The following is a 24326-nucleotide window of genomic DNA, read 5'->3' as shown; positions in this document are numbered from 1 at the left end:
CCCGCCCCGCTACGGCAGCGCGAACCCCGGATCCATGCCGCCCAGTGCCGTCGTGCACAGGCAGTCTCGGTCCTCGGTGGCGGGCAGACCTGCCACCGCGTCGAACAGCACGCCGCGCAGTCGGTCCACGTTCGCCGCGAACACTTGCAGCACCTCGTCGTGCGAGACGCCCTCGCCGGTCTCGGCGCCCGCGTCGAGGTCGGTGACCAGGGTCATCGACGTGTAGCAGAGCTCCAGTTCACGGGCGAGTGACGCTTCCGGGTGGCCGGTCATGCCCACCACCGACCAGCCCTGCGCCTGGTGCCAGAGCGATTCGGCGCGGGTCGAGAAGCGCGGCCCCTCGATCACGACGAGCGTGCCGCCGTCCACCGCCTCCCAGCCCTGTCCGCGCGAGGCCTTGAGCGCGGCGGCGCGTCCGGTGGGGCAGTACGGGTCGGCCAGGGACACGTGTACCACGTTCGGCACGTTGCCGTCGGGCAGCGGCAACCCGTCGAAGTACGTCCCGACCCGGGACTTCGTACGGTCGACCAGCTGGTCCGGCACGAGCAGCGTGCCCGGTCCGTACTCGGGGCGCAGACCCCCCACCGCGCACGGACCGAGGACCTGGCGCACCCCGACCGACCGCAACGCCCACAGGTTGGCGCGGTAGTTGATGCGGTGCGGGGGCAGATGGTGGCCGCGTCCGTGCCGGGGCAGGAAGGCGACCCGTCGGCCGGCGACCTCGCCGAGGAAGAGGGAGTCGCTGGGCGGCCCGTACGGGGTGTCCACCTGGATCTCGGTCACGTCCTCGAGGAACGAGTAGAAGCCCGAGCCGCCGATTACACCGATCTCTGCGTTCGCCATGACCAGCACAGTAACCGGCCCCGACGGCGCGCGGTGAGCCGCTCCGGGAACACCTCCGGGAACACCGAAGACCCTGCCGTCCTACGACGACAGGGTCCCGTGAGCGAGTCCTAAGCGGCGGAGCTGCTGGAGGAGGAGCCGGTGTTCGACGACTTCGACTTCGAGTCCGAGGAGGACGAAGAAGAAGACGAAGAGGACGATGAAGACGACGAGTCGCTCGAAGAGGACGACGACGTCGACTTGGACGACGATCCCGACGACGCCGGCGCGCTGCTCGAAGAGGAGCCGCGGCTGTCGTTGCGGTAGAAACCGGAGCCCTTGAAGACAATGCCGACCGCGGAGAACACCTTCTTCAGGCGGCCACCGCAGTTGGGGCACTCGGTAAGGGCGTCATCGGTGAACTTCTGCACCGCCTCGAGGCCCTCGCCGCACTCGGTGCACTGATACTGGTAAGTGGGCACTGTCTTCCTCCTGGCACTCTCACTCAGTGAGTGCTAACGACGGTCCATAGTGACGTATTCCTGAGGATCAGTCCACCGTCACCGGCACGCGGTGACCGACGCCACGTGCCACGGTCCGGCTGCGGGGCCGCACCGCGAGGCGTGAGCGGAGGGTCAGGAGAGTCGCCAGGGCCAGTATCGTGCCCGCCGCCGGCACCAGGAACCCGGCGCCTCCCCAGAAGCGGTCCTCCAACTGTCCGGCGATGGTGACGGCGGCCGCCTGACCGAGTGCGACCGCACCCGTCAGCCAGGTGAACGCCTCCGTGCGCGCGCCCGCCGGGACCAGGCCCTCGACGAGCGTGTAGCCGGTGATCAGCGCGGGCGCGATGCACATGCCGACGAGCAGGCCGAGGCCGGCCAGGACGAGCACCGAGTGCGCCGCCCACAGTCCGGAGGCCGCGAGCGCGAGGGCGCCGTAGCCGACGACCAGGCGCCGCTGTGGAGCCGTCTTCCACGCGATCGCGCCGCAGACGATGCCGGAGATCATGTTGCCCGCCGCGAAGACTCCGTACAGGACGCCGTTGAGGCCGGGTTCGCCGATCGACTCGGTGAACGCGGCCAGGGAGACCTGCATGCCGCCGAAGACGGAGCCGATGCCCAGGAAGGTCACGATCAGTACGCGTATGCCGGGGATGCTCAGCGCGGAAACGTGCTCCACGCGTGCGTGCCCGGTGAGCGCGACCGTGGGCTGGGTGCTCTTCTGCGCCGCGAACAGCAGGCCGCCGATGAGGGTCAGCGCCGCTTCCGTCACCAGGCCGGCGGCCGGGTCGACGGCCGTGCACAGGGCGGTGGCGAGCAGCGGGCCGAAGACGAAGGTCAGTTCGTCGGTGACGGACTCGAAGGCCGCGGCGGTGGTGAGCAGGGGCGAGTCCTGGAGCTTCACGCCCCAGCGGGCGCGCACCATGGGGCCGATCTGCGGCACCGAGGCGCCGGTGGGCACGGCGGCCACGAACAGCGCCCACAAAGGCGCGTGGGCCAGGGCGAGCGCCGTCAGGGTCAGACCCGACAGCGTGTGCACCAGTACGCCGGGGAGCAGCACGGTGCGCTGTCCGTAGCGGTCCGCGAGGCGGCCGTTGTAGGGCGCGAACAGGGCCATGGAGACGCCCGTGACGGCCGCGGCCGCGCCCGCGGCGCCGTACGAGCCGGTGGTGTGCTGCACGAGCAGCACGATGGAGATGGTGAGCATCGCGAACGGCTGGCGTGCCGCGAAGCCGGGGAGCAGGAAGGTCCAGGCGCCGCGGGTGCGCAGCAGCTGTCCGTACCCCGGGCGGGTGGGAGCCGACGAGTTCTCCGACGGCTCGGTGGTGACCGTGGATGCCACGGCCCGTGCCTTTCTGCCGCCTGGTAGCGCGCCCGTGCGGGGGCGCCGAGAGCTGTCCTCTTGCGCGGAACTGCGGTAGATGCCGGAGCCTGCTGTCTCCACCGTGGAGAGCGTTCCGACCGCCATACGGTCGCGCCAGCTCTGCGTCAGGCAGAGTTGGTTCGATCAAAGTCTGCCTTCATCCTACAGGGATCAAGGACTGGTGCTCCTGTGAAAGTGAGCACCATGCGGACGTTCACCTGCGATTGCCTTGGGTGTGAACCGTAGGAAACACACCCTTAACGGCGTGACGCGACGTGGGAGGGCATGTCAGCGCCCAGCGCCCGCCCCGTCCGGCCCCAGCCAGTCGGCCAGCTTGCCGCCGTGGCCCACGGCCCGTAGGCGTCGTTCCGCCGCGTCGCGGACGGGGTCCGTGGCCACGACGAGGAGTTCGTCGCCGTGTCGCAGCACCGTGGTCGGCAGCGGGACAAACGATTTTCCCTCGCGGACGACGAGGGTGACGGCTGCCCCGGCGGGCAGCCGCAGCTCGGCCACCTCGACGCCGTGCATCTTGGAGCCGTCGGGAATGGCGACCGACAGAAGATGGCCGCGCAGTCGCTCCAGGGGCGCCGACTCGATGCCGAGGTCGGCGGCCTCGGCGTCCTCGCCCAGGCGCAGCTTGCGGGCGAGCCAGGGCAGGGTCGGTCCCTGGATCAGGGTGTAGACGACGACCAGGACGAAGACGATGTTGAAGATGCGGCGGCTGGCGTCGACGCCCTCCACCATGGGGATCGTCGCCAGGATGATGGGCACCGCACCCCGCAGCCCGGCCCAGGACATGAGGGTCTGCTCCTGCCAGGGCACACGGAACGGCGTCAGGCACACCACCACGCTCAAGGGGCGCGCCACCATCGTGAGCACCATGCCGATGACGAGGGCGGGCCAGATGTCGTCGCCGAGTTCGTGCGGGGTGACCAGGAGGCCGAGCAGCACGAACATGCCGATCTGGGCGATCCAGCCGAGCCCGTCGGCGAACCCGCGCGTGGCGGGCCAGTGCGGCAGCTTGGCGTTGCCCATCACCATCGAGGCGAGGTAGACGCCCAGGAAGCCGCTGCCGTGCGCCAGCGCGCCTCCCGCGTACGCCGTGACGGCGATCGCCATGACGGCGATGGGGTAGAGGCCGGAGGCGGGCAGGGCCACGTGCCGCAGGCCCCAGGAGCCCAGCCAGCCCACCGCGAGGCCGATGGCGGCGCCGATGGCCAGTTCCAGAGCTATCTCGCCGAGCAGCGCGTACCAGTGGTCGACCGGGCCCGCCGTCGAGAAGGCGACGACAAGGATGACGACAGGGGCGTCGTTGAAGCCGGACTCGGCCTCCAGGGTGCCCGTCACGCGTGTGGGCAGCGGGATCTTGCGCAGCACCGAGAAGACCGCCGCCGCGTCCGTCGAGGAGACGACCGCCCCGACGATGAGCGCCTGGCGCCATTCGAGGCCGATCAGGTAGTGCGCGGCCGATGCCGTTACCCCCACGCTCACCGCTACGCCGACCAGGGCCAGCGCGGAGGCCGCCGGCAGGGCCGGCTTGATCTCCTTCCACTTCGTGCCAAGACCGCCCTCGGCGAGGATCACGACCAGGGCCGCGTATCCGATGACCTGGGTCAGTTCGGCGTTGTCGAAGCGGATGTCGCCGACGCCGTCCTGCCCCATGGCGACGCCGATCCCCAGGTACACGAGCAGGCTGGGGAGCCCGCTGCGCGAGGAGATCCGGACCGCGGCCACGGCTACGAGCAGGACGAGCGAGCAGACGAACAGGAGCTGGTTGAGGTGGTGGACAGTCAGCGGCCGTTCCCTTCCCTGGCTCACGCGCATCCCGCGCGGGAGCTCACGTACATAGGACACGAGCCCATGGAGCTCCGCATCCAGGTACTTCGTTACCTTACCTAACTCTTGACGATTTCTTGACGCTCGCCGAGGCAAGATCGAACGCTCGCCCGCGCTCGTTCCCGACACCGCGTCAAGGGGCTCGGGGCCCTGCGCCTATGGTTGCTCCAGCGCTCAGTCACATGGACAAGCCCGCCTGCCGCTCGCGGAAGGACAGCAAGGACAGCGATGCCCCCCAACACCACCGCCTCAACGGGTCGCAAGGCCCGCAAGTCCGGCAGGAAGAAGGGGCGCAAAGCCCGCCTTGTCGTCCTCGTCCTGGTGCTGGCCATCATCGGAGGCGTCGCCTACGGGGCGTACTGGTCCATCAGTACCGTCCGTGCGTCCTTCCCGCAGACGAAGGGCTCCATCACGCTCGACGGTCTGTCAGGACCCGTCGACGTCAAGCGTGACAACTACGGCATCCCGCAGATCTACGCCTCCTCCGACGCGGACCTGTTCATGGCGCAGGGCTACGTCCAGGCGCAGGATCGGTTCTACGAGATGGACGTGCGCCGGCACATGACCTCCGGGCGCCTGTCGGAGATGTTCGGCAAGGGCCAGGTCAAGAACGACAAGTTCCTGCGCACCCTGGGCTGGGACCGGGTCGCCAAGGAGGAGTACGACACCAAGCTGTCGGCCTCCACGAAGAAGTACCTCCAGGCGTACGCCAAGGGAGTCAACGCCTACCTCAAGGGCAAGGACGGCAAGGACATCTCCCTGGAGTACGCCGCTCTGGGCTTCACCAACGACTACAAGCCCGAGCAGTGGACCCCGGTCGACTCCGTCGCGTGGCTGAAGGCGATGGCCTGGGACCTGCGCGGCAACATGCAGGACGAGATCGACCGCGCCCTGATGACCAGCCGCCTTGGCCCCAAGCAGATCAAGGACCTGTACCCGGACTACCCGTACAGCCGCAACCAGGCGATCGTCCAGGAGGGCCAGTACGACGAGCTCACCCAGACCTTCGAGCAGGGCGACAGCGGGACCTCCGGGACGTCCACGAGCGGCACGACGGGCTCGTCCACGTCGACGGCGGGTTCGACCCTGGAGAGCCAGCTCTCGGGCCTCTACAACGTCCTGGACGACGTCCCCACGGCCGTCGGCGTGAACGGCCAGGGCATCGGCTCCAACTCGTGGGTCGTGGCCGGGAAGTACACCATCACCGGCAAGCCGCTGCTGGCCAACGACCCGCACCTTTCGGCCTCGCTGCCGTCCGTCTGGTACCAGATGGGCCTGCACTGCCGCACGGTCTCCGCCAAGTGCCAGTACGACGTGACCGGTTACACCTTCTCGGGCATGCCCGGCGTGGTCATCGGCCACAACCAGGACATCGCCTGGGGCATGACCAACTCGGGCGTCGACGTCACCGACCTCTACCTGGAGAAGCTCAGCGGCGACGGCTACCTGTACGACGACACCGTGAAGCCCTTCAAGTCCCGTACGGAGACCATCAAGGTCGCCGGCGGCGCCTCCAAGAAGATCGTCGTCCGCGAGACGAACAACGGGCCCCTGCTGTCCGACCGCGACGACGAGCTGGTGAAGGTCGGCAAGAAGGCCACCGTCGACACGGCCGCGCCCGACCGCGGCGACGGCTACGGCATCGCCCTGCGCTGGACCGCGCTGGACGCGGGCACCACCATGGACGCCGTCTTCGCGATCGACAAGGCGTCGAACTGGACCGAGTTCCGCTCGGCGTCCGCCCTGTTCGACGTGCCCTCGCAGAACCTCGTCTACGCCGACACCGACAACCACATCGGGTACACGCTGCCCGGACGGATCCCCACGCGCGCGAAGGGCGACGACGGTTCGATCCCCGCGCCGGGCTGGGACTCCAAGTACGCGTGGACCGGCTTCATCAAGCAGGACGAGCTGCCCTACGAGTTCGACCCCACGCGCGGGTACATCGTCACCGCCAACCAGGCCGTGGTCGACGAGGACAAGTACCCCTACACCCTCACCACGGACTGGGGCTACGGCACCCGCAGCCAGCGCATCACCGACCTGATCCAGTCGAAGATCAAGGGCGGCGGCAAGATCTCCACCGACGACATGCGGCAGATGCAGCTGGACAACAGCAGTGAGATCGCCAAGCTGCTCGTGCCCAAGCTGCTGAAGATCGACATCGACGACAAGGACGTCCGCGAGGCACAGGAGCTGCTGGAGGGCTGGGACTACACCCAGGACGCCGACTCGGCGGCCGCCGCCTACTTCAACGCGGTCTGGCGCAACATCCTCAAGCTCGGCTTCGGCAACAAGCTGCCCAAGGAGCTGCGGGTCGAGAGCCAGTGCCTGTGGGTCGACCCCGTCAACGACACCGGGCCCGTGGACGACACCAAGAAGGTCCGCGAGTGCGGTCAGCGCGACGCCGACCAGGCGCAACCCGACGGCGGCGACCGCTGGTTCGAGGTCGTGCGCAACCTCATGAACGACGAGAAGAGCGAGTGGTGGACCACGCCCAAGTCGGGCACCCGGCCCGGCGCGACCAACAACCGTGACGATCTGTTCAAGCGCGCCATGATCGACGCCCGTTGGGAGCTGACCTCCAAGCTCGGCAAGGACATCGACACCTGGAGCTGGGGCCGGCTGCACCGCCTGTTCCTGAAGAACCAGACCCTCGGCACCGACGGTCCCGGCATCGTGCAGTACATCCTCAATCGCGGCCCCTGGAAGCTCGGCGGCGGCGAGGCGACCGTCAACGCCACCGGCTGGAACGCGGCCGGCGGTTACGGCGTCGTCTGGGTGCCGTCGATGCGGATGGTGGTCAACCTTGACGACCTCGACAAGTCAAAGTGGATCAATCTCACCGGCGCCTCGGGGCACGCCTTCAGCGCTCACTACACCGACCAGACCGGCAAGTGGGTCGACGGCGAACTGCTGCCGTGGTCCTTCTCGGACAAGGCCGTCGACGACAGCACGAGCGACACGCTGGTCCTGAAACCGTGAGCCTGCGGCGGTAAGCCATCAGGACGTGAAAGGGCCCTCCACGCACGCGTGGAGGGCCCTTTCACGTCTTCTCACGCCGCCCACGGAAGTCACGCCCCGCGACGGAAGCGGTGCACTCCCGAAGGCGTCACCGCGGCGTGCACGGCCTGGTCGTGCGCCTGGACCGGGACGCGCTCGACGACCTCCGAGTCGTAGAGCAGCACCACCAGCGCGGGGTGGGCGTCCGTGCGCTCCAGACGGGCGAGAACACGGTCGTAGGACCCTCCGCCGCGCCCCAGCCGCATCCCGCGTGTGTCCACCGCCAGCCCGGGCAGCAGCATGGCGTCCGCCTCGGTGACGGTGTGCGGGCCCAGACGCGTGCCGGTGGGCTCGAACAGCGCCATCTTTCCGCCGTGTTGGACCCGGGCGAGGGAGTCCTCACCGGCGTAGGAGCCCCAGTCCAGGTCGTTGTCGGGCAACAGCACCGGGAGCAGGACCCGCACGCCCCGCGCGTGCAGCGCGTCCAGCAGCGCGAGCGTTCCGGGTTCGCTCCCCACCGAGACGTACGCCGCCACCGTGCGCGCGTGCGCCAACTCGGGCAGTTCGAGGGCACGTTCCGCCAACGCGCCCGCGGCTTCCCGCACGTCATCCGCCGTCAACCTGTTCCTCACCGCGATGAACTCCCGCCGCAACATTTGCTTGTCAGGCTCGGCCGCACGTCCGATGTGACTCACAGGTCGCACCCGTACCCTTCCTAATGCGCTCATATGAGAGCTAATTAACCGGACCCACAGATTCACTGCAAAGGCACCGGATAAGGTTGCGGACATGACTCAGTCGCACCCCAGGATCAGCAAGGCTGTCATTCCCGCAGCCGGCCTCGGCACCCGGTTCCTGCCGGCCACCAAAGCCACTCCCAAGGAGATGCTGCCCGTCGTCGACAAGCCGGCGATCCAGTATGTGGTCGAGGAGGCCGCGTCCGCGGGCCTCGATGACGTCCTCATGATCACGGGGCGCAACAAGCGCCCCCTGGAGGACCACTTCGACCGCAACTACGAGCTCGAGTCGGCTCTTCAGAAGAAGGGCGACGCCGGCCGGCTGGCCAAGGTGCAGGAGTCCAGCGACCTCGCGACCATGCACTACGTGCGCCAGGGCGACCCCAAGGGTCTCGGTCACGCCGTGCTCTGCGCGGCCCCGCACGTCGGTCACGAGCCCTTCGCCGTCCTGCTCGGTGACGACCTGATCGACCCGCGCGACCCGCTGCTCGCGCGGATGGTCGCGGTCCAGGAGCAGTACGGCGGCAGCGTCATCGCGCTGATGGAGGTCGAGCCGGAGCAGATCCACCTCTACGGGTCCGCGGCCGTCGAACCCACCGCGGACGGCGACGTCGTCAAGGTGACCGGCCTGGTCGAGAAGCCGGATCCGGCGGACGCTCCCTCGAACTACGCGGTCATCGGGCGCTACGTCCTGGACCCGCACATCTTCGACATACTGCGCAAGACCGAGCCCGGCCGCGGCGGCGAGATCCAGCTCACCGACGCCCTCCAGCAGCTCGCCCAGGACGAGAAGGTCGGTGGCCCGGTGCACGGCGTCGTCTTCAAGGGCCGCCGTTATGACACCGGCGATCGCGGTGACTATCTGCGTGCCATTGTCAGACTCGCGTGCGAACGTGAAGATCTGGGCCCGGACTTCCGGACCTGGCTTCGCAGTTACGTAGCCGAGGAGATGTAGCGATTTTGAGCAGCGCCGCGCCCCGCACAGCCGGCCCGGACCACCTGTGGTCGGTGGACGAACACCTGGAGGACATCCTCGCCACCGTCCGTCCCCTCGAACCCATCGAGCTGCAGCTGCTGGACGCCCAGGGCTGCGTTCTCGTCGAGGACATCACGGTGCCGGTCTCGCTGCCGCCCTTCGACAACAGCTCCATGGACGGGTACGCGGTACGGGTCGCGGATGTCGCGGGCGCGAGCGAGGAGTTCCCCGCCGTCCTGGAGGTCGTCGGCGACGTCGCGGCGGGCCAGGCCGACCTGCTGCACGTGGGCCCCGGTCAGGCCGCCCGCATCATGACCGGCGCCCCGCTGCCGCCCGGCGCCGAGACCGTCGTCCCCGTCGAGTGGACCGACGGAGGACTCGGCGACGGACCGGTGACCGGGATGCGCGCCCGCAGCCTGGCCCCCGAGGCCGCCGAGGGCCACGTGCACGTGTACCGGCCGGCCGAGGCACGCGCACACGTACGCGCGAAGGGCAGCGACGTGAAGGCCGGCGACCGAGCCCTCGACGCGGGCACCGTCCTCGGCCCGCCGCAGATCGGACTGCTCGCGGCGATCGGCCGCGGCACGGTACGCGTGCGCCCGCGTCCGCGCGTGGTCGTCATGTCCACCGGCAGCGAACTCGTCCAGCCCGACGAGCAGTTGGGCAGCGGCCAGATCTACGACTCCAACAGCTTCGCCCTCACCGCGGCCGCCATCGACGCCGGCGCCATCGCCTACCGGGTGGGCGCCGTCGCCGACGACGCCGAGACCCTCCGCGCCACCATCGAGGACCAGCTCGTCCGCGCCGACCTCCTGGTCACCACGGGCGGCGTGAGCGTCGGGGCGTACGACGTCGTCAAGGAAGCGCTGTCCCACGTCGGTGACGAGGACGCGGCGGGCAGCGGCATCGAGTTCCGCAAGCTCGCCATGCAGCCCGGCAAGCCCCAGGGCTTCGGCTCCATCGGCCCCGACCACACACCGCTGCTCGCCCTGCCGGGCAACCCGGTGTCGTCGTACGTCTCCTTCGAGCTGTTCGCGCGGCCCGCGATCCGCACGCTCATGGGGCTCGACGACGTGCACAGGCCCAGGACCCGGGCCACCCTGACCGCCGCCAAGGCGCTGAGCTCGCCGAAGGGGCGCCGGCAGTTCCTGCGGGCCGCGTACGCCGACGGCTCGGTGAGCCCGGTCGGCGGTGCCGCATCGCACCTGGTCGCGGCCCTCGCGCACGCCGACGCGCTGATCGTCGTCCCCGAGGACGTGGAGTCCGTCGAGCCCGGCACCGAGGTCGAGGTCGTCCTGCTGGGCTGAGCCCACGCGTGCGTGCCGGTCCGCGAGACCGTGCTGGTCCGTTGTCCGCGCCGACTTGGCGGTACCGTGTCGCGCACAACAGGCCCGCGCGCCGCATCGCGACGGGCCCGGACCGGGAGCGCCACACACCATGAGCACGCAGGACCGTCTGACCCACATCGACGACGCGGGCGCCGCCCGCATGGTCGACGTATCCGGGAAGGACGTGACCGCCCGGACCGCCCGTGCCAGCGGTCGCGTCCTCGTCTCGCCGCGCGTGATCGAGCTGCTGCGCGGTGAGGGCGTCCCCAAGGGCGACGCGCTGGCCACCGCGCGCATCGCGGGGATCATGGGCGCCAAGCGCACGCCCGACCTCATCCCGCTGTGCCACCCGTTGTCGGTGTCCGGTGTGAAACTGGACCTGTCGGTCGCGGACGACGCCGTGGAGATTCTGGCCACCGTGAAGACGACGGACCGCACGGGCGTCGAGATGGAGGCGCTCACCGCGGTCTCCGTCGCCGCGCTCACCGTGATCGACATGGTCAAGGCGGTCGACAAGGGAGCGGTCATCACGGACGTGCGCGTGGAGGAGAAGACGGGCGGCAAGTCGGGCGACTGGAGCCGGTCATGAGCCTTGAGGCGTCCATAGACGGTGCTCTCCCCGCGACCTACAGCGCGCTCGTCGTCACGGCGTCCAACCGGGCCGCGGCCGGCGTCTACGAGGACAAGGGCGGCCCGCTGATCGCCGAGAGCCTCAAGGGGTTCGGCTTCGCCGTGGACGGGCCGCGGGTCGTGCCCGACGGCGACCCGGTCGAAGCCGCGCTGCGGGCGGGCACCGAGGCCGGCTTCGACGTGATCGTCACCACCGGCGGCACCGGCGTCTCACCCACCGACCGCACGCCGGAGGCGACCCGCCGAGTGATCGACTACGAGGTACCGGGCATCGCCGAGGCCGTCCGGGCGTTCGGACGGGAGAAGGTACCGACCGCCGCGCTCTCCCGGGGACTGGCCGGAGTCGCGGGGCGGACACTGATCGTCAACCTGCCGGGCTCCACCGGCGGGGTGAAGGACGGACTGGCCGTCCTGGAACCCCTGCTGGTGCACGCCGTCGACCAGATCCGGGGCGGAGACCACCAAAGACCCGGCGCCACCCGTGGGGGTGCGAGCTGAACAGCCCATCCTGGCCCGCCGTGCTGGTAGACGGCGACATCGTCCTGAGGCCGATAAAACTGCGCGACCAGCGAGCCTGGCGCGAGGTCAACCGGCGCAACCGGGACTGGCTGCGTCCCTGGGAGGCGACCATTCCGCCGCCCACGCCCAGCGGGCCGATCGCGCACCGGCCGACCTACCGCCAGATGGTCCGGCACCTGCGGTCCGAGGCGAACTCGGGCCGGATGCTGCCGTTCGTCATCGAGTACCAGGGGCGCCTGGTCGGGCAGTTGACGGTCGCCGGAATCACCTGGGGCTCCATGTGCTCGGGCCACGTCGGCTACTGGGTGGACGAGTCGGTGGCCGGGCGCGGTGTGATGCCGACGTCCGTGGCACTTGTCGTGGACCACTGTTTCCGCACCGTCGGTCTGCACCGCATCGAGGTCTGCATTCGCCCCGAGAACGGACCCAGCCGCCGGGTCGTGGAGAAACTCGGATTCCGCGAGGAGGGGCTCAGGCCGCGTTATCTCCACATCGACGGAGCCTGGCGCGACCATCTCGTCTTCGCGCTCACGGCGGAAGAGGTCCCCGACGGGTTGCTGAACCGCTGGCAGCGGGCACGCTCTCAGCGGACGTCGCACGACACCTCCCCGAACACCCCGCGGAACCCCCAGAACACACCGGGGAATCCCGGATAGCCCCGGAAATTGAATAAGTGTTCGAAATTGATCGTCCGGCGACCGTCTGAAGGCATTAATTTCGCGCCCTCGGTGGGCTGCTGATCGCATCGGTCACAAAAAAAGTTCGAAATATCAGCCAGATCGTGCGACACACCGGCTCAATTGGCAGATGGCCTCACGCAAACCCCTCTACCGTGTGAGGCGTGAGCAGCAGCGGCCTCATCTACGCAGTCATTGTCGGGGCCTGGGCCGCCTACTTGGTGCCGATGTGGCTCCGTAGGCAGGACGAGCTGAACGAGGCCCGTCCGACGGAACGCTTCAGCACGGCCATCCGGTTGCTGTCCGGACGGGCGGGCATGGAGCGCCGGTACGCCAAGGACCTGCGCGCGCGCTCCACCGAAGAGGAGGAGCCCAGCGCCGACGCTCCGGACGTCGTCACCGACTCGGTGGACGTCCGGGCCTTCGCCACGCCTCCGGCGCGCCCGCAGGTGCGCGCGGACGTGAAGGCGCCGGCGGCAGGGCGCGCGCAACCGGCGCGCGAACAGCGCGAGAAGCGGGAATCGGCGGATGCGCCGGGGGCGGCAGCGCCCGCGGCCGGCACCGGATCGGCACAGGCACCCAGTTCCAAGCCCGCCCGCACGTCCAGGCCCGCACCGGCGCGCGCGTCCCACTCCGCACCGGCGCCCGAATCCGGCTCCGCGCCGGCGCGCAAACGCGTCCCGGCTGCCCGGCGTTCGCCCGCGGCCGAGGCGGCCGCCGCGCGCGCCCGGCGTACGAAGGTGCTCGCGCGCCGTCGGCGTACCACCGTGATGCTCTTCCTCGCCTTCACGCTCGGCACGATCGTCGCGGCGGTCGGGGGACTGGCGTTCCTGTGGGCGCCGGGTGTGCCCGCCATACTGCTGAGCGGCTACATCGTGTACCTGCGCTCGCAGGAGCAGCGCCGATTCACCTACCAGATGGACCGGCGCCTGGCCGAGGCCGCCGCGCAGCGGCTGCGGGAGCGTCAGCGCCAGCCGCGCCGGCGTGCCGCCGCCGAGGCCCCGGCCGACGAGCCGGAGGGTGCGCCAGAGCAGGAGCTCGACCCCGGGTTGTCCGCCCTCGCCGCTGACCGTCGCGCCCTCGTCGAGCAGACCGACCACGCCGAGTGGGTCGACCAGCAGCGCGAGCGCCAGCGGCGGCCCGGACACGGCGACAGCTGGGACCCGGTACCGGTGCCGCTCCCGACGTACGTGACCGCGCCGGTCGCTCCGCGGGCCACCGCGGACGTCGACCTGGGGGCGCCGGACGCGTGGAGCTCGGCGCGATCGAGTTCGGTCGCGCGGGACCAGGAGGCGGAGGCCCGTTCCGGCGCGGAACCGTGCGAGGACGCTCAGGTGGATCCCGCCGACGACAACTCGGACGCGGAGGCGGACGGCGACGGCCGCAGCGACGCCCGCCGGGCCGCGTCCGCGAGGCGTGCGCGGGAGCGCGGGCGCACGCCGCTGTTCGACCAGTACGAGGACGGGGAGCGGCCCCGGGCCGCCAACGAATAGGCAGGCCCGGGGCGCCCCGCCTCTCCCTGCTTCTCCCCGCCCCACCTGTGCCGCTGCCGTCTCCCCGGGCCCGGGAACGGATTTCCAGGCACGCGGACCGGGGTGCTAGAGTTTCACTCGTTGCACGGGCCTGTGGCGCAGTCTGGTAGCGCACCTCGTTCGCATCGAGGGGGTCTGGGGTTCAAATCCCCACAGGTCCACCGCAACAACTGGTCAGGGAAACCTGGGGCAGTTGAAAAGATCCCGTCCGATCGGAAGATCGGGCGGGATCTTTGTTGTGCTGACGTGTTGTCAGGTGGTGGTGGAGGTCCCCGCCGCCCGGCGGCGCAGCGCGAAGGCCGTCGGGATCAGGGCCGCGGTGACCGCCAGGGCCGCGCAGGCCGTCGTGGTCAGGGCGAGGGCCGGCCAGGGGAGCCTGAGTGGGGTCCATACCGACTGGCGGGCCAGGGCGGTCCACATGCCGAGCAGGTTCAGGGCGGCGACCAGCAGGCCCAGGAACGCGCCGAGTGCCACCGTCGTCAGTGACTCCGCCGTGATCAGGCGTAGGAGCTGGCTCCTCGTGGCGCCCGTCAGGCGGAGGGTCTCCAGGTCGCGCAGGCGGTCGGAAGTGGCCATGACCAGGGTGTTGGCGAGGGAGATGCCGGTGTAGAGGAGGGCGATGCCGAGGACGAGGAGGAAGCCGAGGCGGGTCGTGCGGTCCGTCCCGGCGCTCAGGCCGCCCGAGGTGGAGGGGGCCGTGCGCCGTAGCCAGTCCGCCCTCGTGAGGACCTCGGCTCCCGTGCCGCTCACCGCCTTCCGCAATGCCACCGCCACGGCGCCGGTCGTCGCGTCCTCCCGCACTTTTACGTCGACCCGGTCGACGGGGGCGCGCGGGGCGTTGGCCGGGGTCACGTACGCGCCGTTGTCGCCGGTGCCGACCGGCATCACGGCCGCGACGCGCAGGGACTTCCGGGTGCCGTCGCCCAGCCAGACGGTCACGTGCCGGCCCACGGTGTGCCGAGCCCATTCCTCGTTGACGACGATCGAGTCGTCGTCGAGGTCGGTGACGCGGCCGGCGGTCAGCGGCAGGCGCACGGTCGTGGCGAGGGCGTGCGGATCGGCCGCGCGCGCCTGCGACTTGATCAGGGCGACCCCGTCCTCCAGGACGTAGACGGCGGTCGTCGCCGTGGGGGAGACGATCGCGTCGGGGACAGCGCGCAGGCGGCGCAGGGTCGCCGGTGAGAAGCCCGTCCCGGCGGTCGAGGTCAGGACGAAGTCGGCGACCGTCCGCCCCCGCGCCTCCGTGGCCCGCGCGCCCTCCAACGTCGCGGTGGCTCCCAGCAGGGAGCCGGTCAGGGCCACCGTGACCAGGACGGGGGCCGCGACGGCGGCGGTACGGCGGACACCGGCGGCGGCGTTCTCGCGCACCAGCATGCCGACGGCGCCGGGCAGCCGGACGACCAGCCGGACCAGCGGGCGCACCACCGCCGGTGACAGCAACGCCACCGCCGTGATCAGCAGCATCGGGCGGCTGACGTACGTCTTGCGGTGCAGCAGGTCACCCGGGTCGGTCAGCAGGGCGAACGCCTGCGTGGCGACGGCCGTGATCAGCAGGGCCGTACCGGACAGGAGGCGGCCCCCGGTCAGGGCCGCGGTGTCCACCGACGCCTCCCGCAGCGCGTCGGCCGGGCTGGTCCGGCCCGCCCGGCGGGACGCGGCCAGCACTCCGCACAGCGACACCAGCAGGCCGGTCCAGAAGGCCAGGTGGTACGGCCAGGTGTGGTCGCCGATCGCGAACCACGCCGGCGCGAGACCGCCGTCGACCACCCGGGACGCCAACTGCGGGGCGGCGTACGCCCCCAGCGCGCAGCCCGTGGCCGAGGCGGCGACGCCGACGAACAGGGCCTCCGCGCAGACCGTCCGGCGCAGCTGGGCCGGGGTCGCGCCGGCCAGGCGCAGCAGCCCGAACTCCCGGCGGCGCTGGGCGACCGAAAAGGCGAAGGTGGACGCCACGACGAACACCGACACGAACCCCGTGACCCCGCCGGCCGTGCCGAACAGGGCGTTCAGCGCGGTGAGGGCCTCGGCGTCCCGGTCGGGGTCCGCGTCCGCGAGCTTCCGCGCGTCGCCGGTGAGAACCCGCACACCGGCCCCCGCCTCGCCCACACCGTTCACCCCCCGCCGCACCGCCGCCGCATCGGCGTCCACAACGAGCTGCGTACTCACCGGCGAGAGGCGCGCGGCCCGGGAGTCGGTGTAGAAGAGGGCGTTCTCGAAGGGGAGGCCGTCGAGGGTGCCGACCACGTGGACCGGCCCGAAGTCGGTGCGCAGGTGTCGGCCGACCTCCGTCCAGTCGCCGGTCGTCACCACCTCGTCGGCGGCGCGGGGCGCGCGGCCCGCGGTGAGTTCGTACGGGGCGTACGCCGCCGTCGACCACGGGTGGCCGACGAGGTCGTGCGGGCCGCCCTCGGTGCGTACGGCGAAGGAGCGGTCCTCGCTGACCTTGCCCAGGTGGCGCAGGGCGGCGATCGTCCGCGCGGGGACCGGGCGTGGTTGGGCGAGCTTCTCGGTGCGGACGCCGTTAGAGGTGGGCACGCGCAGTGTGTCCTGGCCCTGCACCACCACCTCGGCCGCCGCGAACCGTTCCGGACGGCGCTCGGGGGCGTCCAGGGAGGCGGCGAGGGCCTGGCCCATGACGGCGATCAGCGCGACGCCGAGCGCGAGGGCGACGAAGCTGCCGGCGAAGGTGACCCAGCGTGTGCGCAGGGTCTGGACGGCGACCGTCAGCACGGCACGGCCTTCAGCGTCGTCATGCGGGCCGCGATGCCGGCCGCCGGGGCGCCGGTCAGTTCGCCGTGCACGCGGCCGTCCACCAGGAACACCACGCGGTCGGCGCACGACGCGGCGACCGGGTCGTGGGTGACCATCGCGATCGTGCGCCCCTCCGTGTCGACCATGGCGCGCAGCAGGGCGAGTACGTCCCTGCCGGTCCGTGAGTCGAGGGCGCCGGTCGGTTCGTCGGCGAACAGGACCTCGGGGCGGGTGACCAGGGCGCGGGCGAGGGCGACGCGCTGTTGCTGGCCGCCGGAGAGTTCGCCCGGGCGGTGCCGGGCGCGGGCGGTGAGGCCGACGCGGGCCAGGGCCGCCCGCACCTCCGACTTGGGTACGCGGCGGCCGGCCAGGCGCAGCGGGAGGGCCACGTTCTGTTCCGCGGTCAGGGACGGGAGGAGGTTGAAGGCCTGGAAGACGAAGCCGACGCGGGCGCGGCGCAGGAGGGTGAGGCGGCGCTCGGTCAGCGTCGTCAGCTCCGTCCCGCCGATCCGGACCGAGCCCGAGGCGGGGCGGTCCAGGCCCGCCGCGCACTGCAGCAGCGTGGACTTGCCCGAGCCGGACGGGCCCATCACGGCGGTGAAGGTGCCCTGCTCGAAGGCGAGCGATACGTCGTCCAGAGCGGTGACTTGACCGTCGCCCGACCCGAACGTCCTGCTCACGCCTCGTAGTTCGATCGCGTTGGACCGCATCCGACCTTCTTCCCGTATGCCCGTCCGTACGTCCGTCGTCGGCGGGTGGGATCAGCGAACCGCGACAGGGGCCGGTCAATCAGTGCGGCAGGGACGAGACTTGGGGTAGGGCCAGGCATACCCCCGAAGCTCGCCCGGAGCGGATGGTCCCCGGCGAGGTCCGCTCCTACGGTGATCTCCATGACTGTGTGGCGAGACCTGTGACTGTGTGGCGAGAGCGATGACTGTGTGGCGGGCGCTCCGGGGGCGCGGATACCTGTGGTCGGCGTGGCCGTGGCGGGCGCTGGCGTACCTGGGCAGCGGGGTGCTGTTCGGGATGGTCGTCCTCGTGGCGATCGGCTGCGGAGCCGTACTCGGGGGCGTACTCGCCGTCGTACTCGTCGGGCTGCCGCTGCTCGGGCTGACCGCGCTGGCCGGGATTCCCGTGGCCGAAGTGGAAAGGCGGCGGCTGCGGCTGGTCGGGGTCCGCGCGGAGCCCGCCGGGCAGCATCGGGTGCCGGAGCGGGCGGGGCTGTGGGCGTGGCTGTCGACGCGGCTGCGGGAGGCGGCGACCTGGCGGGAGTTGGCGTACGCCGTGCTGGTCGGGGTGGTGCTGTGGCCGCTCGACGCGCTGGCCGTCGTGCTCGCCGTGGGTGTGCCGGGGCAGATGGTGGCAGCGCCTGTTCTGGTCGGCGTCCAGGGTGAGGCGAAGGTGCTGAAGGCGTGGACCGTCGACACGCTTCCCGGCGCGTTCGGGGTCGCCGCGCTCGGGGTGGTCCTGCTCGCGACAGGGGCGTACGCGCTGGGTGTGTTCGTGGGAGCGCGCGCCGAGCTCGCGCGTGCCATGGTCGCGCCCCCGGCCCGTGCCGAGGACAGCGCGCGAGTCACCGAACTCGTGCGCTCCCGCGTACGCCTGGTGGACGCCTTCGAGGCGGAGCGCCGGCGGATCGAGCGCGACCTGCACGACGGCGCCCAACAGCGGCTCGTCGCCCTCACCATGACCCTGGGACTGGCCCGCCTCGACACCCCGCCCGGCCCGCTTGCCGACCAGCTCGCCAAAGCGCACGACGAGGCCGGTCAAGTGCTCGCCGAACTCCGTGAGTTGATCCACGGCATCCACCCCAAGGTGCTCACCGACTACGGGCTGGAGGCCGCCGTCGCCGATGCCGCCGACCGCAGCCCGGTCCCCGTGGACCTCGACCTGGACCTCGGACTCGGCCTGGACGGGCGGCGGTTGCCCGAGGCGGTCGAGTCCGCCGCGTACTTCGTGGTCTGCGAGGCGCTCGCCAACGTCGCCCGGCACAGCGGGGCGAGCCGGGCCGAGGTGGGCGGCGGGTACGAGGGCGGTGACAACGGCGACGGCGGGCGGCTGGTGCTGCGGATCGGCGACGACGGGTGCGGGGGCGCTCGGCCCGGGTCCGGTACCGGGCTGACCGGGCTCGCCGACCGGGTGTCGGTGCTCGATGGCAGACTCACCCTGTCCAGCCCACCGGGCGGACCGACCCTGCTTCGTGTGGAGATTCCTTGCCGGCCGACCGACCGCTCCGGGTAGTCCTCGCCGAGGACAGCGTGCTGCTGCGGGACGGGCTGACCGGGCTGCTCACCCGCTTCGGGCACGAGGTGGTCGCGGCGGTCGGCGACGCGGACGCGCTGCTCGCGGCGGTGGCCGCGCAGGGTCCTGACGGGCCGGACGTGGTCGTGACGGACGTACGGATGCCGCCCGGTTTCCAGGACGAGGGGCTGCACGCGGCGGTCCGGCTGCGCGCGGAGCGGCCGGGGCTGCCGGTGCTGGTGCTCAGCCAGTACGTGCAACGGGCGTACGCGGCCGAGCTGTTGGACTCCGGGGACGGGACCGGGGTCGGCTATCTGCTCAAGGACCGGGTGGGGCAGGTGGAGCAGTTCGTGGACGCGCTCCGAGACGTGGCGGACGGCGGCACGGTCGTCGACCCCGAAGTGGTACGGCAGTTGCTGCGCCGGCGCCGTGATCCGCTGGCGCGGCTGACCCCGAGGGAGCGGGAGGTGCTGGCGCTGATCGCGGAAGGGAAGTCGAACGGGGCGATCGCGCGGGCGCTGGTGGTGTCCGAGGCGGCCGTCGGCAAGCACATCGGCAGCATCCTGACCAAGCTGGACCTGCCACCGGCGGACGACGTGCACCGGCGGGTGCTGGCGGTGCTGACGTATCTCAGGGCCTGAGCGCCGGCGATCTCACACGGCGAGCGGCTTCGCGAAGCAGCGGCTGTCCTCGTGGAACCGGTAGTAGCCGAACTTCTCGCACGGCTCGTACCCGCTCGACACGTACAGGGCGATCGCCTCCGGCTGCTTGGTGCCGGTCTCCAGGACCATCCGGCTGCGCCCCGCCGCCCGCGCGTCCTCCTCCAGCGCGGCCAGGATGCGCCGGGCGAGCCCCAGCCCTCGCGCACGCTCGACCACGTACATGCGCTTGAGCTCGGCGTCGCCGTCGAGGTTGCCCTCGCCGTTGGCGTCCTTGGCACGCCAGCCGCCGGTGGCGACGGGGCTGTCGTCCTCGTCGTACACGATGAGGTACACGCCCTTCGGCGGCTCGAAGTGCGTCGGGTCCAGGACGGTGGCGTCGCCGCCGTCGCCGTAGCGGACGTGGTATTCGGCCTGGACCTGGTCGTTCAGCTTCACGGCGTCGGGGTGGTCGAAGGGGACCCGGCGTATATTCATGTCGAAGATCGTACACCTATGCATAGAGTGGGGCATCGGACTCCGACCAGTGTGCCGGTATCGTTCCCGCGTGCTCACTGTGACCACTGCCAACGTGAATGGGTTGCGTGCCGCCGCGAAGAAGGGCTTCGTGGAGTGGCTCGCCGAGACCTCCGCCGACGTGCTCTGCCTGCAGGAGGTGCGCGCCGAGCCGCCGCAGCTGCCCGAACATGTCCGGCAGCCCGAGGGCTGGCACGTCGTGCACGCGCCCGCCGCCGCCAAGGGCCGCGCCGGCGTCTCCCTCTACACCCGGCGCGAGCCCGACCGCGTCCGGATCGGCTTCGGGTCGGCCGAGTTCGACACGAGCGGCCGCTACGTCGAGGCCGACCTGCCCGGTGTCACGGTCGCCTCCCTCTACCTCCCCTCCGGCGAGGTCGGCACCGAGCGCCAGGACGAGAAGGTCCGCTTCATGGGCGAGTTCCTCGCCTACCTCAAGGAACTCCGCGAACGCGCCGCCGCCGACGGCCGCGAAGTCGTCGTCTGCGGCGACTGGAACATCGCCCACCAGCCCGCCGACCTCAAGAACTGGCGCGCCAACCAGAAGAGCTCCGGCTTCCTGCCGGAGGAACGCGCGTGGCTGACCCAGGTCTTCGACCCGACGGACGGGGGGTACGTCGATGTCGTGCGCGCCCTACATCCGGATGGGGAGGGGCCGTATTCGTGGTGGTCTTATCGGGGGCGGGCCTTTGACAACGACACAGGTTGGCGCATCGACCTCGCCGTGGCTACGCCGGGACTCGCGGCCAAGGCGGTCAAGGGGTTCGTCGAGCGCGCGGCCACACACGCCGAGCGGTGGTCGGACCACGCGCCGGTGACGGTCGTGTACGACCACTAGATCCCCGGCTCTAGTCCCGCTTCCGCAACCGTCGGTCCAGCGCCAGTGACAGTTCCGCCTCCACCACGCTCCGTGCCAGTGGCCGTAGTCGCTGGAGGTTTTCCTCCGGGCCGTGGCGTAGGACCAGGGTGGCGAACATTTCGGCGAGGGTGTCGACGTGTTCGCGGACCTGTTTGCCGGCGGCGAGGACGTCGGCGAGGGGGATGCCCTCGCGGACCAGGGCGGAGGAGACGTCCAGGAGGCGGCGGCTGATGTGGACGATCTCGTCGCCGTCGGTGCCGAGGTAGCCGAGGTCCATGGCGGCGGCGAGGTTCTCAGGGGTGACCTCGCCCTCGAAGCGGGCGGCGAGTTCCTCGGGGGTGAGGCGGACCGGCTCCTCCTCGGTGGGGGCGCCGACGCCGAGGAGGTCGGCGACGTCGCGTCCGTGGTCGAGGGCGTCGGCGAGTTCCGCGATGCCGTTGAGGGTGTGGCCGCGTTCCAGCAGCGCCGAGATGGTGCGCAGGCGGGACAGGTGGTGGTCGTCGTACCAGGCGATGCGGCCCTCGCGGCGGGGTGGCGGGATCAGTTTGCGCTCGCGGTAGAAGCGCAGGGTGCGCACCGTGATGCCGGCCTTCGCGGCCAGCTCGTCCATGCGGTATTCGTGTCGTCGTCCGTGGTCCCCTGTCACGTCGCGAGCCTATGTCGTACTGGCGGTAACTTTCCTTCCGCCGACCCCTACCCATGAGTACGGAGCTGCTCTACGCTCCGATTGCGCCAGTGTTCACTGGCAGAGTCGCACAGGGAAGGGCATCGGCATGGCCGAACAGGAACATGTGCGGGTGGTGGTCGTCGGGTCCGGGTTCGGAGGGCTCGGGGCCGCCGTGCGGCTGCGGCGCGAGGGCATCACCGACTTCGTCGTGCTGGAGCGGGCCGACAGCGTCGGCGGCACCTGGCGGGACAACAGCTATCCGGGGTGCGCCTGTGACGTGCCCTCCCACCTGTACTCCTTCGCCTTCGCCCCGCATCCCGACTGGCCGCGCACCTTCTCCGGGCAGGAGCACATCCGCGCCTATCTGGAGCACGTCACCGACGTCTTCCACCTGCGACCCCACCTCCGCTTCAACTCCGAGGTCAAGAAGATGACCTGGGACGGAGAGAAGCTGCGCTGGGAGATCGAGACCAGTGGGGGGCGGTTGTCCGCCGACGTCGTCGTGTCCGCCACCGGGCCGTTGTCCGATCCCAGGACCCCCGACATCCCCGGGCTCGACTCCTTCCCCGGCGAGGTCTTCCACTCCGCGCGCTGGAACCACGACTACGACCTGCGCGGCAAGCGCGTCGCCATGGTGGGCACCGGTGCCTCCGCCATCCAGATCGTGCCGAGCATCCAGCCGCAGGTCGAACGCCTCACCCTCTTCCAGCGCACCCCGCCCTGGGTCATGCCCCGCGCAGACCGCGCCATCAGCGGCGCCGAACGCGCGCTGCACCGCGCGCTGCCCTTCACCACGCGGGCCCGTCGCGGACTGCTGTGGGGGATAAGGGAGTTGCAGGTCCAGGCGTTCACCAAGCACCCCGACGAGCTCGGGTTCGTCGAGCAGTTGGCGAAACGGAACATGGCCCGCGCGATCAAGGACCCGGCCCTGCGCGCCAGACTCACCCCCGACTACCGCATCGGCTGCAAGCGGATCCTGCTGAGCAACACCTACTATCCGGCGCTCGCCCGGCCCAACGTGGATGTCGTCACCAGTGGATTGAGCGAGGTGCGCGGCTCCACCGTCGTCGCCGCCGACGGCACCGAGGCCGAGGTCGACGCCATCGTCTTCGGTACGGGCTTCCACGTCACGGACATGCCGATCGCCGACCGGGTGGTGGGCGCCGAGGGCAAGACCCTCGCCGAGGCCTGGTCGGGCGGGATGGAGGCACTGCGGGGCGCGTCCGCGGCCGGCTTCCCGAACTGGATGACCGTCATCGGGCCCAACACCGGGCTCGGGAACTCGTCCATGATCCTGATGATCGAGTCCCAGCTGAACTACATGGCGGACTTCCTGCGGCAGTTGGACGTCCTCGGAGGCCGCGCGGCTCTCGACGCCCGGCCCGGCGCGGTGCACGCCTGGAACCGGCGCGTGCAGGAGCGGATGAAGCGGACCGTGTGGAACACCGGCGGCTGCACCAGCTGGTATCTCGACGCGAACGGTCGCAACACCACCATCTGGCCCGGTACGACGACCGAGTTCCGGCGGGCCACGCGGCGGGTGGATCTGGCGGAGTACGACGTCGTACGGCCGTCGGTCAGCCCTTCCGCGGACGGCTCCGCCGAGCAGAATGCCCCCGCCGAGAAGGCCACCTCCGCCAAGATGGGTCCCAAGAAGGAGGTCTCCGCGTGAGCCGTCTCATGCACGTCGCCGCCGGTCCCTACGCCCCGCCCACCCCCGCCCGGGAGTTGACCGCGGTCTCCGCCGACGGCTCCCGGCTGCACGTCGAGATCCACGGCCCCGAGGGTGCCCCGGCCGTCGTCCTCGCCCACGGCTGGAGCTGCTCAACCGCCTTCTGGGCAGCGCAGATCCGGGACCTGGCCGCCGATCACCGCGTCATCGCCTACGACCAACGCGGCCACGGACGCAGCCCGGCGAGCCCGGCCTGCAGTACGGACGCCCTCGCGGACGACCTCGAAGCCGTACTGAAGTCGGCCCTCGCGCCCGGCGAGCAGGCCGTGATCGCCGGGCACTCGATGGGCGGCATGACGGTGATGGCGGCGGCCACGCGCGCCGCCTTCCGGGAGCACGCCGTCGCCGTCCTGCTGTGCAGCACCGGTTCCTCGCGGCTGGTCGCCGAGTCGACCGTCCTGCCGATCCGGGCGGGGCGGTCGCGGACCTGGCTGACCAAGAAGATCCTCGGCGTGCGGGGACCGCTCGGGCCGGTCACGCCGCTGGCCCGCCGGATCGTCAAGTACGGGACGATGGGCCCGGGTTCGGCGCCGCACATGGTGGAGGCGGTCGCGCGGATCGTGCACGCGTGTCCGCCCAGGGTGCGGTACGCGTGGTCGCGGGTCCTGGATCTGCTCGAACTCGACCACGGCGTACGGGAGATCGGCGTACCGACGGCCGTGCTGTGCGGGACGGCGGACCGGCTGACGCCACCGGTGCACACGCGGGCGCTGGTCGCCGCGCTGCCGAACTGCGTGGGCAGTACGGAGTTGGCGGGGCTCGGGCACATGACGCCCATCGAGGCACCGGAGTTGGTCAGCGGGCGGATCCGGGAGCTCGTGACGACGTACGTGACGGCCGTGACGGGCGACCAGGCCGTGACGGCCGACACGACCACCAAGGAGAGCGCATGAGTTTCCTGAGTCAACCTCTATGCCGCCAAGGGCTCTTCAGCGGCTGTGCTGACCTTGTTGTTGGCTTGGTGGATGGAGGGGTCGTAGC

Annotated in this window: 21 protein-coding genes and 1 tRNA gene; 13 read left to right on the top strand and 9 right to left on the bottom strand. The window is 71.0% G+C overall.

All coding sequences use genetic code 11. From position 1 onward, the window contains the following. Positions 1-9 precede the first annotated feature (9 nt). The 4 genes from M2283_RS48065 to M2283_RS48050 form a co-directional block, all read right to left on the bottom strand. Positions 10-843: an S-methyl-5'-thioadenosine phosphorylase gene (locus M2283_RS48065; RefSeq protein WP_280882949.1), complete on the bottom strand. Its 834-nt coding sequence runs from the start codon at positions 841-843 to the stop codon at positions 10-12. 110 nt (positions 844-953) lie between these two features. Continuing rightward, positions 954-1304, bottom strand: a complete 351-nt coding sequence (locus M2283_RS48060) for an FmdB family zinc ribbon protein (RefSeq protein WP_280882948.1) — start codon at positions 1302-1304, stop codon at positions 954-956. A 67-nt stretch (positions 1305-1371) separates the two neighbouring features. After that, positions 1372-2664 (bottom strand): MFS transporter, encoded by a 1293-nt coding sequence (locus tag M2283_RS48055; protein WP_280882947.1) that lies wholly within the window; start codon positions 2662-2664, stop codon positions 1372-1374. A 309-nt stretch (positions 2665-2973) separates the two neighbouring features. Beyond that, a complete protein-coding gene (locus M2283_RS48050; RefSeq protein ID WP_280882998.1) occupies positions 2974-4509 on the bottom strand; it encodes a potassium/proton antiporter in 1536 nt (511 codons plus the stop codon). 240 nt (positions 4510-4749) lie between these two features. Here M2283_RS48050 and M2283_RS48045 point away from each other — a divergent pair, with 240 nt between their 5' ends. After that, complete coding sequence (locus M2283_RS48045; RefSeq protein ID WP_280882946.1) at positions 4750-7506, top strand: penicillin acylase family protein; 2757 nt, start codon at positions 4750-4752, stop codon at positions 7504-7506. An 89-nt stretch (positions 7507-7595) separates the two neighbouring features. Here M2283_RS48045 and M2283_RS48040 read toward each other — a convergent pair whose 3' ends face one another. Further along, positions 7596-8219, bottom strand: coding sequence for a 5-formyltetrahydrofolate cyclo-ligase (locus M2283_RS48040; protein ID WP_280882945.1), 624 nt, complete (start codon positions 8217-8219; stop codon positions 7596-7598). 94 nt (positions 8220-8313) lie between these two features. On the opposite strand from M2283_RS48040, the gene galU reads away from it, so the two are divergent. The 7 genes from galU to M2283_RS48005 all read left to right on the top strand — a co-directional run bounded on the left by galU (position 8314) and on the right by M2283_RS48005 (position 14084). After that, positions 8314-9216 (top strand): UTP--glucose-1-phosphate uridylyltransferase GalU, encoded by a 903-nt coding sequence (gene galU / locus M2283_RS48035; RefSeq protein WP_280882944.1) that lies wholly within the window; start codon positions 8314-8316, stop codon positions 9214-9216. Positions 9217-9221: 5 nt separating this feature from the next. Next, positions 9222-10544 (top strand): molybdotransferase-like divisome protein Glp, encoded by a 1323-nt coding sequence (gene glp, locus M2283_RS48030; protein WP_280882943.1) that lies wholly within the window; start codon positions 9222-9224, stop codon positions 10542-10544. Between the two features lie 130 nt (positions 10545-10674). Then, the gene (gene moaC, locus M2283_RS48025; RefSeq protein ID WP_124003858.1) at positions 10675-11154 is read left to right on the top strand and encodes a cyclic pyranopterin monophosphate synthase MoaC; all 480 of its coding nucleotides are present in this window, start codon (positions 10675-10677) and stop codon (positions 11152-11154) included. Further along, entirely contained in the window at positions 11151-11693 is a 543-nt protein-coding gene (locus tag M2283_RS48020) for a MogA/MoaB family molybdenum cofactor biosynthesis protein (protein WP_280882942.1), read from the top strand. Before moaC ends, M2283_RS48020 begins: the two co-directional genes overlap by 4 nt. Before the next feature lie 20 nt (positions 11694-11713). Next, the gene (locus tag M2283_RS48015; protein ID WP_280882941.1) at positions 11714-12370 is read left to right on the top strand and encodes a GNAT family N-acetyltransferase; all 657 of its coding nucleotides are present in this window, start codon (positions 11714-11716) and stop codon (positions 12368-12370) included. Between the two features lie 185 nt (positions 12371-12555). Further along, positions 12556-13884, top strand: a complete 1329-nt coding sequence (gene sepX, locus M2283_RS48010; protein ID WP_280882940.1) for a divisome protein SepX/GlpR — start codon at positions 12556-12558, stop codon at positions 13882-13884. A 126-nt stretch (positions 13885-14010) separates the two neighbouring features. Then, positions 14011-14084: transfer RNA gene (locus M2283_RS48005), tRNA-Ala, on the top strand. 91 nt (positions 14085-14175) lie between these two features. Here M2283_RS48005 and M2283_RS48000 read toward each other — a convergent pair. Both M2283_RS48000 and M2283_RS47995 read right to left on the bottom strand, forming a co-directional pair. Then, positions 14176-16653: an ABC transporter permease gene (locus tag M2283_RS48000; protein WP_280882939.1), complete on the bottom strand. Its 2478-nt coding sequence runs from the start codon at positions 16651-16653 to the stop codon at positions 14176-14178. Next, positions 16647-17384 carry an ABC transporter ATP-binding protein gene (locus M2283_RS47995; RefSeq protein ID WP_280882938.1) on the bottom strand — a complete coding sequence of 246 codons (738 nt, stop codon included), beginning with the start codon at positions 17382-17384 and terminating at the stop codon, positions 16647-16649. Before M2283_RS47995 ends, M2283_RS48000 begins: the two co-directional genes overlap by 7 nt. Positions 17385-17604: 220 nt before the next feature. Here M2283_RS47995 and M2283_RS47990 point away from each other — a divergent pair, with 220 nt between their 5' ends. Both M2283_RS47990 and M2283_RS47985 read left to right on the top strand, forming a co-directional pair. Beyond that, on the top strand, positions 17605-18915 hold the full coding sequence (locus M2283_RS47990) for a sensor histidine kinase (protein ID WP_280882937.1): 1311 nt from the start codon (positions 17605-17607) through the stop codon (positions 18913-18915). Continuing rightward, a complete protein-coding gene (locus M2283_RS47985; RefSeq protein ID WP_280882936.1) occupies positions 18888-19556 on the top strand; it encodes a response regulator transcription factor in 669 nt (222 codons plus the stop codon). Before M2283_RS47990 ends, M2283_RS47985 begins: the two co-directional genes overlap by 28 nt. A 12-nt stretch (positions 19557-19568) precedes the next feature. Here M2283_RS47985 and M2283_RS47980 read toward each other — a convergent pair whose 3' ends face one another. Next, positions 19569-20051 carry a GNAT family N-acetyltransferase gene (locus M2283_RS47980; RefSeq protein ID WP_280882935.1) on the bottom strand — a complete coding sequence of 161 codons (483 nt, stop codon included), beginning with the start codon at positions 20049-20051 and terminating at the stop codon, positions 19569-19571. Between the two features lie 70 nt (positions 20052-20121). Here M2283_RS47980 and M2283_RS47975 point away from each other — a divergent pair, with 70 nt between their 5' ends. Further along, the gene (locus M2283_RS47975; RefSeq protein ID WP_280882934.1) at positions 20122-20925 is read left to right on the top strand and encodes an exodeoxyribonuclease III; all 804 of its coding nucleotides are present in this window, start codon (positions 20122-20124) and stop codon (positions 20923-20925) included. A 10-nt stretch (positions 20926-20935) separates the two neighbouring features. Here M2283_RS47975 and M2283_RS47970 read toward each other — a convergent pair whose 3' ends face one another. After that, the gene (locus M2283_RS47970; protein ID WP_280882933.1) at positions 20936-21556 is read right to left on the bottom strand and encodes a MerR family transcriptional regulator; all 621 of its coding nucleotides are present in this window, start codon (positions 21554-21556) and stop codon (positions 20936-20938) included. A gap of 163 nt (positions 21557-21719) precedes the next feature. On the opposite strand from M2283_RS47970, the gene M2283_RS47965 reads away from it, so the two are divergent. Both M2283_RS47965 and M2283_RS47960 read left to right on the top strand, forming a co-directional pair. Beyond that, complete coding sequence (locus tag M2283_RS47965) at positions 21720-23285, top strand: flavin-containing monooxygenase (protein ID WP_280882932.1); 1566 nt, start codon at positions 21720-21722, stop codon at positions 23283-23285. Next, complete coding sequence (locus M2283_RS47960) at positions 23282-24238, top strand: alpha/beta fold hydrolase (protein ID WP_280882931.1); 957 nt, start codon at positions 23282-23284, stop codon at positions 24236-24238. The genes M2283_RS47965 and M2283_RS47960 overlap by 4 nt, the downstream gene beginning before the upstream one ends. Positions 24239-24326: the final 88 nt, after the last annotated feature.

It is taken from the genome of Streptomyces pseudovenezuelae, from assembly GCF_029892565.1.
Lineage (GTDB): Bacteria > Actinomycetota > Actinomycetes > Streptomycetales > Streptomycetaceae > Streptomyces > Streptomyces pseudovenezuelae_A.
Note: the sequence above shows the minus strand (reverse complement) of the source record. Positions and strands in the feature narration are given on the sequence as shown.

What these genes read in the sequence shown, in the direction of transcription:
- moaC (WP_124003858.1), top strand. Translation starts at nt 10,675, where the DNA reads ATGAGCACGCAGGACCGTCTGACCCACATCGACGACGCGGGCGCCGCC.
- M2283_RS47970 (WP_280882933.1), bottom strand. Translation starts at nt 21,556, where the DNA reads ATGGACGAGCTGGCCGCGAAGGCCGGCATCACGGTGCGCACCCTGCGC.
- M2283_RS48050 (WP_280882998.1), bottom strand. Translation starts at nt 4,509, where the DNA reads ATGCGCGTGAGCCAGGGAAGGGAACGGCCGCTGACTGTCCACCACCTC.
- M2283_RS47980 (WP_280882935.1), bottom strand. Translation starts at nt 20,051, where the DNA reads ATGAATATACGCCGGGTCCCCTTCGACCACCCCGACGCCGTGAAGCTG.
- M2283_RS48045 (WP_280882946.1), top strand. Translation starts at nt 4,750, where the DNA reads ATGCCCCCCAACACCACCGCCTCAACGGGTCGCAAGGCCCGCAAGTCC.
- galU (WP_280882944.1), top strand. Translation starts at nt 8,314, where the DNA reads ATGACTCAGTCGCACCCCAGGATCAGCAAGGCTGTCATTCCCGCAGCC.
- M2283_RS48020 (WP_280882942.1), top strand. Translation starts at nt 11,151, where the DNA reads ATGAGCCTTGAGGCGTCCATAGACGGTGCTCTCCCCGCGACCTACAGC.
- M2283_RS47995 (WP_280882938.1), bottom strand. Translation starts at nt 17,384, where the DNA reads ATGCGGTCCAACGCGATCGAACTACGAGGCGTGAGCAGGACGTTCGGG.
- M2283_RS47990 (WP_280882937.1), top strand. Translation starts at nt 17,605, where the DNA reads ATGACTGTGTGGCGGGCGCTCCGGGGGCGCGGATACCTGTGGTCGGCG.
- M2283_RS47965 (WP_280882932.1), top strand. Translation starts at nt 21,720, where the DNA reads ATGGCCGAACAGGAACATGTGCGGGTGGTGGTCGTCGGGTCCGGGTTC.
- M2283_RS48065 (WP_280882949.1), bottom strand. Translation starts at nt 843, where the DNA reads ATGGCGAACGCAGAGATCGGTGTAATCGGCGGCTCGGGCTTCTACTCG.